This window comes from Thermomonas haemolytica, assembly GCF_004346265.1.
Lineage (GTDB): Bacteria > Pseudomonadota > Gammaproteobacteria > Xanthomonadales > Xanthomonadaceae > Thermomonas > Thermomonas haemolytica.
The window spans coordinates 68,011-81,774 of the sequence record NZ_SMAP01000004.1 but is presented as its reverse complement, the minus strand read 5'-3'; the positions used below and the strand labels follow the sequence as shown (position 1 = coordinate 81,774).

The window sequence follows — 13,764 nt, the reverse complement described above, 5'->3', positions numbered from 1 at the left end:
TCAGGTGCGCGGCAGGGTCACGCCGGTCTGGCCCTGGTACTTGCCGCCGCGGTCCCTGTAGCTGGTTTCGCACACGTCGTCGGCATCCGACTGGAAGAACAGCATCTGCGCCACGCCTTCGCCCGCGTAGATCCGCGCCGGCAGCGGCGTGGTGTTGCTGAACTCGAGGGTGACGTGCCCCTCCCACTCCGGTTCCAGCGGGGTCACGTTGACGATGATGCCGCAGCGGGCGTAGGTGCTCTTGCCCAGGCACACCACCAGGGTGTCGCGCGGAATGCGGAAGTACTCCACGGTGCGCGCCAGCGCGAACGAGTTGGGCGGGATGATGCAGACATCGTCCACCACGTCCACGAAGCTCTTCGGGTCGAAGTGCTTGGGATCGACGATGGTCGAGTTGATATTGGTGAACACCTTGAACTCGCGCGCGCAGCGTACGTCGTAGCCGTAGCTGGAGGTGCCGTAGCTGACGATGCGGTGGCCGTCGGCGGCGGTCTTGACCTGGCCGGGGGCGAACGGCTCGATCATGCCGTGCTGCTCGGCCATGCGCCGGATCCAGCGGTCGCTCTTGATGCTCATGGGCGGGATTCAGATACCGGGGATGGCCGGCGAGTGTAAGCCAATCCGAACCGACGCTGGCAGACGCAGCCCCTACTCCAGCAGCGAAGCAAGAATCCCGCTGCGCAAGGCTGGACGCTGTTCCAGCTGCGCCAGCAGTGCGCGCGCGGCCTCACGGTAGGCCTGCGCCGCCGGCGACTGTGGCTGCGCGGCGACGATCGGCACCCCGGCATCACCCTGTTCACGGATCGCCGCCTGCAGCGGCAGCGCGCCCAGCAGCGGCACCTCGTACTGCGCCGCCATGCGCTCGCCCCCGCCCGCGCCGAACACGTGCTCGGCGTGTCCGCACTGCGCGCAAACGTGGATCGCCATGTTCTCCACCAGCCCGAGCACCGCGATCCCCACCTTGCGGAACATCGTCAGCGCGCGCTTGGCGTCCAGGGTCGCCACGTCCTGCGGGGTAGTGACGATCACCGCGCCGGCCACCGGCACCTTCTGCGCCAGGGTGAGCTGGATGTCGCCGGTGCCCGGCGGCAGGTCCAGCAGCAGCACGTCGAGGTCGTCCCAGCGGGTCTCGTTCAGCATCTGCGTCAAGGCCTGGGTGACCATCGGCCCGCGCCAGATCATGGCCGCGTCCTGGTCCACCAGCAGCCCGATCGACATCGCCTCCACCCCATGCGCGCGCAGCGGCAGGATGGTCTTGCCGTCGGGGCTGTCAGGGCGGCCGGACAGGCCCAGCATCATGGGGATACTGGGCCCGTAGATATCGGCATCCAGCACCCCCACCCGCAGGCCTTCCGCCGCCAGCGCCAGCGCCAGGTTCACCGTCACCGTGGACTTGCCCACCCCGCCCTTGCCGGACCCCACGGCGATGATGTTGCGGACGTTGGCGAGTGGCTTGAGCTCGCCCTGGACGGCATGGGGGGGAAGGCGGGACATGGGCGAGAAGACTCTGCAGGAAACGGGTAAATCTTACGCGCTGGCGATCCCGCGGCCCCGCCCGATGCCGCACATCCCTGACATTCCAGAACAGGCGTCCGTGCCTATGGTCATGGGAAAAATCCGTTAAACCAGTGTATGGTGCACGGCCCCGATACCATCGGGCCGCGCCCAACCGATTGATTCCGGGCGCATTTTCTCTCCCCTAGAAAAACAAAAGGACTCCCAACATGGCAGTTCATCGCCGCTCCACCCCCCTTCGTCGCCCGCTGGCACTCGCGCTGGCCGCCCTGCTGCTGCCTGCCGCCGCCATGGCCCAGGACCAGAACGCGCAGCCCCCCCAGGACCAGCAGCCCGCCGCCAAGGCCGAAGGCAAGGCCAAGGATCTGGACAAGATCGTGGTCACCGGCTCGCTGATTCCGCAGACCCAGGTCGAGACCTTCGTCCCGGTCACCATCATCTCGGCCGAGGACATCCAGGCCCGCGGCTTCAACAACGTGGCCGAAGTGCTGCAGAAGAGCTCGTTCGCCACCGGCGGCGTGCAGAACAACCAGAGCTCGGCCTCGTTCACCCAGGGCGCCGAGACCCTCAGCCTGTTCGGCCTGTCGCCGAGCTACGTCAAGTACCTGATCGACGGCCGCCCGATGGCCAACTACCCGGCGCTGTACAACGGCACCGACGTGTTCAACAACATCAGCGGTATCCCGGTGGACCTGGTGGACCGCATCGAGATCCTGCCCGGCGGCCAGTCCTCGCTGTACGGCTCCGACGCCATCGCCGGCGTGGTCAACATCATCCTGAAGAAGAACATCGACGGCGCCGTGCTCAGCGGCCGCATCGGTGGCTATGACGAAGGCGGCGGCCGCAGCGGGCGCCTGAGCTACGCCGACAGCTTCACCAGCAAGGATGGCCGCTGGAACACCCTGCTGGGCGTGCAGGCCGAGAAGGTGGACCCGGTGTGGGCCTACCAGCGCGACCTGACCAAGCAGTTCAACCAGAACGCCTACAACGGCGCGGCGCCGCTGGCCAGCCGCGACTGGCTGGTGTACAGCCCGTTCACCAGCTACAACTTCATGGACCCGAACAACTGCGCCAACGTGAAGGCCGGTTTCGGCGGCACCGAGGATCTGCAGACCCGCCCGGGCTTTGGCGACACCCACTATTGCGGCTCGTTCTACACCCCCGGCTACCGCACCCTGAAGAACGAGAAGGAAAGCGCGCAGCTGTACGTGCACTCCACCTTCGACCTGAACAGCGATGCGCAGCTGTATGCCGACGTCCTGCTGAACCAGGAAAAGGTGAAGTACCACATCGGTTCGAACTACGTCTGGTGGGGCACCAGCGTGAAGTGGGGCTACTACTACGACCCGAACCTGGATGACTTCCTGAACCTGCAGCGCGCGTTCACGCCCGAGGACATGGGCGGCTGGAAGAACACCATGGACGAGAACAAGAGCACGTCCTACGCGGTGACGGTGGGCGTGAACGGCACCGTCGGCGGCAATTCCAACTGGGATTACGACATCAGTATCAGCCGTACCCACTACAAGCTCGACGAGATCAGCCTGGCCCGTCTGGCCGACCCGATCAACGACTACTTCCAGCAGCACGTGCTGGGCCCGCAGCTGGGCCTGGACCCGTACTACGACGCCTATCCGGTGTTCACCCCGGACTACGCGGCGTTCTACACCCTGATGTCGCCGTCGGACTTCTACAGCTTCATGGGCAAGACCGTCTCGCGCAGCAGCACCTACGACAACCTGCTGCGCGCGCAGTTCACCAACGGCGCACTGTTCTCGCTGCCGGGCGGCGACGCCGGCGTGGCGATCGCGGTAGAAGCCGGCACCGAAGGCTGGTCCTACAATCCCGACCCGCTGCTGCTGGACGGCAAGATCTGGGGCACCACCGCGGTCAGCGGCAGCGGCAGCCGTTCGCGCTACGCGGTGACCGGCGAGCTGCGCCTGCCGGTGTGGGACAAGCTCACCATCGCAACCTCGGCCCGCTACGACGCCTTCCGCGCCGCCGGCCGCACCATCGACAAGCCCACCTACAGCCTCGGCCTGGAATACCGTCCGTTCGAATCGCTGCTGCTGCGCGGCAAGTACGGCACCGCGTTCAAGGCACCGACCCTGGCCGACCAGTTCCAGGGCGTGAGCGGCTTCTACAGCTTCACCACCGACTACTACAACTGCGCCCTGCTCGGCTACGACGCCGGCAACGTGGACCAGTGCCCGGCCCGCTACTCCAACCTGAACTACTTCGGCCAGCAGTCCGGCAACCCGGACCTGAAGCCGATCAATGCCACGGTGTGGAGCTACGGCGTGGTGTGGGCGCCGACCGCCAAGTTCTCGGTCAGCGCCGACTACTACCACTGGAACATCAAGGACGAGGTGGCGCTGCAGAACGTCGACCAGCTGATGCGCGACGAGGCCAACTGCCGCCTGGGCACGCTGGACATCAACTCCGGCACCTGCCAGGCCGCGCTGAGCCAGATCCACCGCGGCGCCGCCGGCACCGTGCAGTCGATCGACGTGAAGAAGGTCAACATCGCCAGCGAGTCGCTGAATGCCGTGGCGCTGGGCGTCAACTACCGCCAGGGGCTGGGCGCCTGGGGCGAGCTGAACCTGTCCGGCAACTGGACCCGCAACCTCAAGCACGAGTTCCAGCAGTATCCGGGTGATCCGACCATCGATCTGCTGAACGACCCGTACTGGAGCACCGATCCGAAGTACAAGGCCAGCGCCTCGGCGGGCTGGAACCTCGGCCGCTGGACCACCACGGTGTATGCCAACTACCTCGGCCCGACCCCGAACTACCGCGCCACCCTGACGCCGGCTGGCTACGGGTACGCCGGTGCCGGCCGCCTCGGCTCGTACACGACCCTCAACGCCAGCGTCAACTTCGAGGTCACCCAAGACCTGAAGCTGTCGCTGCTGGTCAACAACCTGGCCAACCGGATGCCGACCATGGACGTGCGCTCCTATCCGGGCAACAGCGGCGCGCCGTACAACAGCAGCAACTTCGACGTGCTGGGCCGTGCGTACTACCTGGAAGCCAAGTGGAGCTTCGGCAAGTCCAAGTAATCGCAGCCGGTCCCGGTGCGATGAACGAGAAACCCCGCCATATGGCGGGGTTTCTTTTGGCCGATCCCCGGCCCGACCTGACCAGTTCCGTGGGCCATGCGGGGAGTCCCAAAGAAAAAGCCCGGCTTGCGCCGGGCTTTTCTGCGCGATGCGCGGGCGGCTTACAGCGCCTGCACTTCGTCGGCCTGCAGGCCCTTCTGGCCCTGCACGACCTTGAAGGAGACCTTCTGGCCTTCCTGCAGGGACTTGAAGCCGGTGCCCATGATCGAGCGGAAGTGGACGAAGACGTCCGGGCCGGATTCCGGGGTGATGAAGCCGAAGCCCTTGGCGTCGTTGAACCACTTGACGGTACCGGTCTGACGATCCGACATGTTGCTACTCCTGGATAACAGTTTGAAATGGAAACACGGCAGGCGAGCCGGCCGCGACTGTCGAGCAAGGGGCAACGCACACGATGTAGCGGATCGCGATGGATCTACCGCATCGGGTCACGATGTACCGTGATCCCGCTTGGAACAGTGAGCGCACATTAACCTGTTTTTGACGACAAATGTGCGGTCCGGGCAAGTTTTTTTCGCACCCTGGCGCCTGGATGCCCGACCGTCACCAGGCGGTATGCCCCGGCAGCAGGCCGCGCAGCTCGGCGTCGGTCAGGTTGCGCCACTGCCCCGGCTTGAGATGGCCCAGCTTGACGTTGCCGATCCGGGCCCGGTGCAGCTGCTTCACGCGGTAACCGAAATGCGCCGCCATCAGCCGGATCTGGCGGTTCAGGCCCTGCACCAGCACGATCCGGAAACCGAACCGCCCCAGCTTGCCGGTCTTGCAGGGCAGCGTGGGCACCCCGTGCACCGGTACCCCGCCGCGCGCCATCCCGCGCAGGAATGCATCGGTCACCGGGTGGTTCACCGCCACCAGGTATTCCTTCTCCAGCTTGTTCTCGGCGCGCAGGATGCGGTTGACGATGTCGCCGTTGCTGGTCAGCAGGATCAGTCCTTCCGAGTCCTTGTCCAGCCGCCCGATCGGGAAGATGCGCTGCTCGTGGCCGACGAAATCGACGATATTGCCCTTCACGTCGGTCTCGGTGGTACAGGTGATGCCCACCGGCTTGTTCAGGGCGATGTAGACGTGCCGGCGCCGGCCCTGGGCCGCGGTGCGCGCGGCCAGCGGGTTGCCGTCGATGCGCACCTCGTCGCCCTCGCCCAGCTCCGCGCCGATGCGGGCGCGCAGGCCATTGACGGTGACGCGGCCTTCCGCGATCAGGCGGTCGGCCTCGCGGCGGGAGCAGAAGCCGGTGTCGGCGATATGACGGTTCAGGCGCATGGGGCGGCATTCTACCGGCAGCGGGTGGCGCGCCCGCCCCTTCCGCGTCCCGGCCATCGCCGCTACCCTCGCCACACCCCCGTGCGGGAGTCGCCGCCATCACCACCGTGAGCACCTCCGCCGACCCGCTGGCCGCACTCTGGCGCCCGCCCGCCCTGATGGGCGTGGTGCTGGGCGGCGAAGCCCTGGCCGCCATCCTTGCGCTCGCGCCCACCCACGGTGGCGAGCGCCTGGTGCACTTCGGGCTGGCCTCGCTCGGCATCCAGTGGGTGGCCCTGGGCACCCTGTGCGCGCTGTTCCTGCTGCGGCGACCGCTCGGGCGCCTGCCGCCGCTGCGGCTGGCATGGGCCTGCCTGGCCCTGTTCCTGCTGATGAGCCTGCTGGTGGCCGCGGCGGCCTGGAGCGTGCTGGTGATGACCGCCAACGCCGAAGGCACGCGCACCGGCTTCCTCCTGCGCATGCTGGGACTGGCGCTGGTGGTGGGCCTGATCGGGCTGCTGGCCTACCAGAACTACTGGCGCTCGCGGCAGTGGGCGGTCCGCGCGAAACAGCTGGAACTGGAGGCCCTGCAGGCGCGCATCCGCCCGCATTTCCTGTTCAATACGCTCAATACCGGCGCAGCGCTGGTGCATGCGCAGCCGGATGCGGCCGAACGCGTGCTGCTGGACCTGGCCGACCTGTTCCGCAGCGCGCTGCGCGGACCGCAGCAGATCCCACTGGCGGAGGAGCTGGCGCTGACCCGGCGCTACCTGGACATCGAGGCCCTGCGCTTCGGGCCGCGTCTGCAGCTGGACTGGCAGGTGCCCGAGCAGCTACCGGCGGTGGAGGTGCCGTCGCTGTCGATCCAGCCACTGGCCGAGAATGCGATCCGCCACGGCATCGAGCGCCTGCCGCAGGGCGGCCGGGTGGACGCGCAGGTGCGGGTCGAAGGCGGCTGGATCGAAATCCGCATCGCCAACGACCTGCCCGACGACGCAGACGGCCCGCGCGGGCATGCGGTCGGGCTCGCCTCCGCGCGCGAGCGGGTGCAGGCGATGACCGCCGCCCGCGGCCGGGTGGAGGCCGGGGTCGAGCACGGGCGCTACGTCGCGCGCATGAGCCTGCCGCTATGAGCCAGCGCCGCAGAACGGCGGCACGGGCGGGTCAGGCCACCACCCTGTAGCAGGGCTTGTAGTCGCCGGCGATCTTCATCCGCCGCTGCTGGACGAAGGCGCGCAACAGCGCGTCCAGCGCCTGCATGATGTCGGCGTCGCCGTGGATCTCGAACGGGCCGTGCGCCTCGATCCGGCGCATGCCGTCCTCCTTCACGTTGCCGGCCACGATCCCGGAGAACGCGCGGCGCAGGTCGGCCGCCAGCTCATGCGGCTTGCGCCCGTGGTGCAGGTCCAGCCCGGCCATCAGCTCGTGGGTCGGGGAGAACGGCTGCTGGAACGCCAGCGGCACGTGCAGGCCCCAGTTGAAGAAGAACGAATCCTGCTGGGCGATGCGCTGTTCCTTCACCTTGCGGATGCCCGCCTCCATGCGCTTGGCCACCTGCGCCGGATCGGCCACGATGATCTCGTACAGCGAGGCCGCGGCATCGCCCAGGGTCAGGCGGATGAACTTGTCGATCTGCTCGAAATACGGCGCGGCGCCGGTGGGGCCAGTGAGGATCAGCGGGAAGCGCAGGTGCGCGTTCTCCTCGCGCAGCAGGATGCCCAGCAGGTACAGGATCTCCTCGCAGGTGCCGACGCCGCCGGGGAACACGATGATGCCGTGCGCCATGCGGACGAACGCCTCCAGGCGCTTCTCGATGTCCGGCATGATCACCAGGTGGTTGACGATCGGGTTCGGCGACTCGGCCGCGATGATGCCCGGCTCGGTGATGCCGATGTAACGGCTGCGGCGGCGGCGCTGTTTGGCATGCGCGATGGTGGCGCCCTTCATCGGCCCCTTCATCGCGCCGGGGCCGCAGCCGGTGCAGATGTCCAGCCCGCGCAGGCCCAGCTCGTAGCCCACCTGCTTGGTGTACTTGTATTCCTCCTGCCCGATCGAATGCCCGCCCCAGCACACCACCAGGTTGGGATCCCCTGGCTGCAAGACACGCGCATTGCGCAGCAGGCGGAACACCGCGTCGGTGATGTCGGCGGAGGCCTCCGGCTGGCAGTCGCCATTGAGGTCGATGGCGGTGAAGGCGATGTCGCGCACCACCGCGAACAGCAGCTCGGCGACGCCGGCGATGATCTGGCCGTCCACGAACGCCATCGCCGGGGCGTTGCTCAGCTCGATGCGCACACCGCGGTCCTGCTGGCGCACCTGGATGTCGAAATCGGGATAGAGCTCCTGCGCGGCGCGCGGATCGTCGGAGGCGCTGCCCGAGGTCAGCACCGCTAGCGCGCAGCGGCGCAACAGGTCGTGCAGGCCGCCGGAAGAGGCATCGCGCAGGCGCGCGACTTCCTCGCGCGAGAGCACGTCCAGCCCGCCGCGGGGATAGATATGGGTGGAAACGGTGGGGAGCGTGGAAGCCGCCGCAGCGGCGAGATTGGGCGAGTCGTTGTTGTCGTTCATGCGTCCACTTTAGCGCAGTTGCAGCTAATCGGACGCGGGGCGAAGCGCACAAAAAAAGACGCCCGGGTTGCCCCGGGCGTCTGTATGGCACAGGCCTGATCGGAGGATCAGAACTTGTACTTGATGGTCAGCAGGGCCTGCCAGCGCGAGATCACGCGCGCCGGGTTCGAGTAGGTGTCGTACACACCGAAGCTCTGCCAGGCCGGGCTGGTCGGGGTGCCGATGTCGTACACGTACTGGCAGTTGGTCGGGCAGGTACCGGTGACGTCGGTGACATAGGCCAGGCGACGCGTACCGAAGAAGCCCAGGCCGTTCTGCTGGCCCCAGTTCTTGTTGAGCAGGTTCAGGAAGTTGTAGATGTCCAGGCGCACCACGAACTTGTTGCCCTTGAAGAAGCCGGGCAGCTCCTGCTGGAAGCCCACGTCGAGCTGGTTGATCCAGGGCTGGTGCGACTTGTTGCGCTCGGCGATCTGGCCGCGGCGGGAGTTCAGGTACGGATCGCTGCTGATGAAGGCCTGGAAGGCATCGATCTGGGCCTGGGTGGTGCCCGGCTTGTAAGCGACCAGCGGGTCGTTCAGGGTCGGGATGTAGGCCAGGTCGACGTTGTTGATGCCATCGCCGTTCACGTCGGTGCCGAACACCCAGCTGTACGGCAGGCCGCTACGCCCGTTGTAGTACACCGAGATCGTGGTCTTGTTGTCGCCGAAGAAGGCATGGTCCCAGTTCAGCGAGGCCTTGACCGACAGCGGCACTTCGAAGCGCGAGGTGGCTTCCACCGAATCGTTCGGGTTCACGCGCGCCACGTAGTTGTAGTTCGAGAACGCCTGCGAGGCGGTGCCCGGCATGACCTCGGTACTGCGGGTCTGGGTGATGCTGAAGCTGCCGCGGAACCCGTTGGCCATCGCCTTGGACAGGGTCAGGGTCAGCGAGTCGGTATGGCCCTTGTTGGTGTTGGTCAGCAGGGTCGAACGGGTGTTGATCTCGGCGTAGGCGCCGTTGTTGGTGCCGGTGCCGATCGACGTGGTGCTGGCGTTCGGATAAGTCACCCAGTACGAATCACGCCCATCCGGCAAGGTGCCCTTCGGGGTGCCCACGTTCGGGATCTTGTAATCGATCGCGTCCTTGGCCTGGAGGTGCTGGTAATCGATGCTGGTGGTGATGCCCCACAGCCAGGGCAGTTCGACGTCCCAGCCCAGGCTGAACTTCCAGGCGGTCGGCAGCTTGAAGTTCGGATCCACCACGTCGATCTGGCAGACCGCATTGGTCGCGCACACGCCGGAGGCCACCGCGGTCGGGCCCGGCTGGTTGTACGGGTCCGGGCTGAACGGATCGGCGCTCGGGTTGGTGCTGCTGTACTGCTTGGACGAGACCACGCCGTTGTTGGTGTAGGGGTTGGTCATCCACACGTAGGGCGGCACGGTCTGGAACAGGCCGGCGCCACCGCGCAGCTGCATCTTGTTCTCGGTCGGGAAGGTGTAGTTGAACGCGAAGCGCGGCTCGATCACCTTGTTCTTGGAACTGAGCGTGGTGTTGCTGGGATACCCGAAGCGGCTCTCCCACACCGGCGCGCCCGGGGTGGCGCCCGGGGCGGTGTTGGTGCTGCTCTCCACCGCGACCGGCGGCGCATGGTCGGCCTTCGGGATATTGACGCGCACGCCGAACACCACCGACAGGTTGTCGGTCACCTGCCAGGTATCCTGCAGGAACGGGCTGATCTGGGTGTACTTCCAGGTACCGGCGCTGTCGGCCAGGGTCACCCCGGTCGGCAGGTAGTTCTTGACGAACGAGTAGTAATTGCCGGCCAGGATCTCGTCGACCACCGAGCCGTTGTTGTTCTTGTCGTAGAAGCTGTAGGAGCCGTGCAGCAGCTGGCCGAACACATTGGCCACCTTGTTGCTGAGGAAGTCCACGCCGCCCTTGATCACGTGGTCACCGGCGTAGTACGTACCGGAGAAGGTACCGCTGATGCGCTTGCTGTCGATCGAGTTCTCGTGGCGGAAGCGGTCCTCGCCACCGATCACGCGCGGCGCGGAGCCGTTGGTCGCGCTGGAGTTGGTCGAATTGCTGCACTGGCTGGCGGTGGCGGTGAAGCAGGCATAGACCTCGGGCTGGTTGATCGCGGCACCGTTGTTGGCCTGGTAGTGCTGGTAGCCGATCTTCAGCTCGGTGCTGAAGTTCTCGGTCCAGTCGCTGAACAGCTGCACCGAATAGTTGTCGGTCTTGTTGGCGACGGTGTACCAGTTGCTCGGCAGGATCGCCGTGTAATCCCGCACGTAGGAACTGTACGGCGTAGGACGCTTCTCGTCGGTGCGCTGGAAGGTGAAGCTGGCGCGGTGGTTGTCGTTGATGTTCCAGTCCAGCTTGGCCAGCGTGCGCTTGTTGTCCAGCGCCGCCGCAACATCGCCGTAGTTGCCGACCTTGAGGCCGATAGCGTCAAACGCCGCGGCCACGTCGGCCACCTGCTGCGCGGTCAGCTTGCCGCTGGTGACGGCATCGGTACCCACGCCGGCCAAGCCGCTGATCTTCTGCTCTTCAAAGGAGGTGAAGAAGAACAGCTTGTCCTTGATGATCGGGCCGCCGAAGGTGAAGCCGGTGGTCTCGTTCTTGTCGAAACCCTTGTAGGCCGGGCCGCCCCGACGGCCGACCATGCTGCTGGCATCGGTCAGCGCGTAGTACAGCGAGCCGTGGAAATCGTTGGTGCCGGACTTGGTGACCGCATTGATGCTGGCGCCGACCGAATCGTTGGTGACGTCGAAGCCGGTGATCTTGATGTCATAGGCGGCGATGGTGTCCGGCGAGATCGGCGAACCGGTGAAGCCCAGGCCGTTTGCGTTCAGGCCGAACGGGTCGTTCACCGACAGGCCGTCCACGCTGATGCTGTTGTAGCGGTTGTTCTGGCCGCTGACCGAGATCGAACCGTCGTTCTGGTCGGTCACGGTCACGCGCGGATCCAGGCGCGCGATGTCGTCCAGCGAGCGGTTGCCGCTGACCGCGGTTTCCAGCTGGCGACCGCTGATCGAGGTGCTCATGCCGCGGTTGTTGGGGTCGAACAGGTAGTTGCCCGCATCGCCCACCACGACCACCTTGTCCAGGTCCTTCGACACCGGCGCCAGGGAAGCGTTCACGGTGCTGACCTGGTTCAGCTCCAGGTACACACCATCCTCGGTCTTGGTGCCCTCGCCCGGCTTGCTGATGGTGATCTTGTACGGGCCGCCCACGCGCAGGCCGCGCGCGTTGTAACGGCCGCTGGCATCGGTGGTGGTGCGGCTGACCGTGCCGGATTCCACATGGACGATGGTGACCTCGGCGCCGGCCACGGGCTGGCCGTTGGCGCCGGTCACCTGGCCGCCGAGACCGGCGGAGGTGCTCTGCGCGAACACGGGAGCCGCGGCGAGCGCGACCATCAGGCCCAGCGACAGCTTCGACAGCCGGACGCGGTTCAGGTGGTTCATGGTATGACCTCTAAACGGTTGTAAGAGAAAGAGACAGCGGGCGAATCGATCCAGGCACCGGCGCGCCCGCCCCCTGCGGTCGCCGATCCATCTTTGGTGGGGTTCCCGCGCACCATCCCACGGCGTACGGGATCACCAAAGTTTAACATGCTAGAGGCGGGTTATGACGCCGCCATGACAGCCCCGTGCCCCTGTCATTTCCCCCGGCCGGCGGACGCGTCTCTCAGGCCGAGGCGCGCAGATAGCTGGCGATCCCGTCCAGGAACATCTGCACCGACAGCGCGACGATCACCATCCCCATCAGCCGCTCCAGCGCGGTCAGGGCGCGGGTGCCCAGCAGCTTCTTGAGCCAGGTGGCGCAGAACAGGATCACCGCGGTGGCCAGCCAGGCCAGGGTCAGGGCCAGCATCCAGTCACCCATGCGGTCCGGCTGCTGGCTGCCGAGCAGCATGACCGCAGCCATTCCGGACGGCCCGGCGATCATCGGGATCGCCAGCGGCACGATGAAGGGTTCCCCGCCCGGCACCTCGCCCATCACCCCGTCCGCGGTTGGGAAGATCATGCGCAGGCCGATCAGGAACAGCACGATGCCGCCGGCGATCGAAACCGACTCCTGGCGCAGGTGCATCAGCTCCAGCGCGTACTGGCCGCCCCACAGGAACAGCATCAGCACCGCCAGCGCGATCAGCAGCTCGCGCAGCAGGACCTTGCGCTGGCGTGCGGGCGGCACGCTGCGGAACAGGCTCAGCAGCACCGGGATGTTGCCCAGCGGGTCGAGGATGAAGAACAGCAGGACGGCGGCGGAGAGGACGGTCATGCGGCACTGACCTCGCGCACCCGGCCGCGCCAGGCCGCACCCGCCGGAGACAGCAGCTCCACGCAGGCGGCGGCGTACTCACCGGGCGGGCGCGCCTCGCGATCGGCATTTGCCTGGTAGGCGCGCGCGCGCAGACCGGTGCGCATCGGCCCGGGGCGCAGGCCACTGATGCGCGGGCCGGTCTCGCCCAGCTCGGCCTGCAGCATGCCCACCAGCGCCGCCTGGCCGGCCTGGGCCAGGCCGTAGCCGCCCCAGAAGGCCCCGCTGGTGCGCGCCGGATCGTCCAGCACGAATACCGCCGCGCCCGCTGGGGCCTTCATCAGCAGCGGCAGGCAGGCCTGGGTGAGCCACCAGCGTGCGGTGAGATCGACATGGATGGCGCGTGCAAAATCAGCGGGATCGGTATGCAGCAGCGGGGTCAGCCCCTTGAACTCGGCGGCGCAGTGCAGCAGCCCGTCGAGCCGGCCGAATTCGGCCTGGATGGCCTGCGCCAGCTGGTCGTGGTCGTCCGGGGTCGCGCCCTCGAGGTCCAGCGGGTACAGCACCGGCTCGGGGCCGACCGCCTTCACCGCGTCATAGACGCGGTTGAGCGGCGCGAGCTTGCGCCCCAGCAGGACCACGGTCGCACCGGCCTCGGCGCAGGCCACGGCCGCGGCCGCCCCCAGCCCGCCGGCGGCGCCGCTCACCAGGACGATGTGGCCGTGCAGCGCGCCGGGCACGCTCAGGCCTTTCGCGCGTCGGCGACCAGCCGCGCCAGCTCGCCGGATTCGGCCAGTTCCACGGTGATGTCGCAACCGCCGATCAGCTCGCCGTTGATGAACAGCTGCGGGAAGGTCGGCCAGTCGGAGTAGCGCGGCAGGTTGGCGCGGATCTCCGGCTCCTCCAGCACGTTCACCGCATGTAGGTCGGTGGCGCCGGCCGCCTTCAGCGCCTGCACGGCGCGGCTGGAGAACCCGCACATCGGGAACTGCGGGGTGCCCTTCATGAACAGCACGATGGGATGGCCTTCGATTTCGGCGCGGATGCGCTCTTCCACGGACGACATGGGGTT

11 protein-coding genes are annotated in these 13,764 nt (G+C 67.0%); 2 read left to right on the top strand and 9 right to left on the bottom strand.

Going from position 1 to position 13,764, the window contains the following annotated elements:
• Together dcd and apbC are read right to left on the bottom strand one after the other, a co-directional pair.
• Window positions 1-576 (bottom strand): dCTP deaminase, encoded by a 576-nt coding sequence (gene dcd, locus EDC34_RS06655; RefSeq protein ID WP_114960246.1) that lies wholly within the window; start codon window positions 574-576, stop codon window positions 1-3.
• Window positions 577-648: 72 nt separating this feature from the next.
• Entirely contained in the window at window positions 649-1,494 is an 846-nt protein-coding gene (apbC, locus tag EDC34_RS06650; protein WP_114960247.1) for an iron-sulfur cluster carrier protein ApbC, read from the bottom strand.
• A 230-nt stretch (window positions 1,495-1,724) separates the two neighbouring features.
• On the opposite strand from apbC, the gene EDC34_RS06645 reads away from it, so the two are divergent.
• On the top strand, window positions 1,725-4,577 hold the full coding sequence (locus tag EDC34_RS06645) for a TonB-dependent receptor plug domain-containing protein (protein WP_205388063.1): 2,853 nt from the start codon (window positions 1,725-1,727) through the stop codon (window positions 4,575-4,577).
• A gap of 161 nt (window positions 4,578-4,738) precedes the next feature.
• Here the strand turns inward: EDC34_RS06645 and EDC34_RS06640 are convergent, their stop codons facing one another.
• Window positions 4,739-4,948, bottom strand: a complete 210-nt coding sequence (locus tag EDC34_RS06640) for a cold-shock protein (protein WP_114960248.1) — start codon at window positions 4,946-4,948, stop codon at window positions 4,739-4,741.
• A 232-nt stretch (window positions 4,949-5,180) separates the two neighbouring features.
• A complete protein-coding gene (locus EDC34_RS06635) occupies window positions 5,181-5,897 on the bottom strand; it encodes a pseudouridine synthase (RefSeq protein WP_114960249.1) in 717 nt (238 codons plus the stop codon).
• Between the two features lie 107 nt (window positions 5,898-6,004).
• On the opposite strand from EDC34_RS06635, the gene EDC34_RS06630 reads away from it, so the two are divergent.
• Complete coding sequence (locus tag EDC34_RS06630) at window positions 6,005-7,009, top strand: sensor histidine kinase (protein ID WP_240311093.1); 1,005 nt, start codon at window positions 6,005-6,007, stop codon at window positions 7,007-7,009.
• Window positions 7,010-7,040: 31 nt separating this feature from the next.
• Here the strand turns inward: EDC34_RS06630 and ppnN are convergent, their stop codons facing one another.
• The 5 genes from ppnN to grxD form a co-directional block, all read right to left on the bottom strand.
• The gene (ppnN, locus tag EDC34_RS06625) at window positions 7,041-8,444 is read right to left on the bottom strand and encodes a nucleotide 5'-monophosphate nucleosidase PpnN (RefSeq protein WP_114960251.1); all 1,404 of its coding nucleotides are present in this window, start codon (window positions 8,442-8,444) and stop codon (window positions 7,041-7,043) included.
• 107 nt (window positions 8,445-8,551) lie between these two features.
• Window positions 8,552-11,896: a TonB-dependent receptor gene (locus EDC34_RS06620; RefSeq protein ID WP_114960252.1), complete on the bottom strand. Its 3,345-nt coding sequence runs from the start codon at window positions 11,894-11,896 to the stop codon at window positions 8,552-8,554.
• A 223-nt stretch (window positions 11,897-12,119) separates the two neighbouring features.
• Window positions 12,120-12,713 carry a YhgN family NAAT transporter gene (locus EDC34_RS06615; protein ID WP_114960253.1) on the bottom strand — a complete coding sequence of 198 codons (594 nt, stop codon included), beginning with the start codon at window positions 12,711-12,713 and terminating at the stop codon, window positions 12,120-12,122.
• Window positions 12,710-13,438, bottom strand: coding sequence for an SDR family NAD(P)-dependent oxidoreductase (locus tag EDC34_RS06610; RefSeq protein WP_114960322.1), 729 nt, complete (start codon window positions 13,436-13,438; stop codon window positions 12,710-12,712). Before EDC34_RS06610 ends, EDC34_RS06615 begins: the two co-directional genes overlap by 4 nt.
• Window positions 13,435-13,758: a Grx4 family monothiol glutaredoxin gene (gene grxD, locus EDC34_RS06605; protein WP_114960254.1), complete on the bottom strand. Its 324-nt coding sequence runs from the start codon at window positions 13,756-13,758 to the stop codon at window positions 13,435-13,437. The genes EDC34_RS06610 and grxD overlap by 4 nt, the downstream gene beginning before the upstream one ends.
• Window positions 13,759-13,764: the final 6 nt, after the last annotated feature.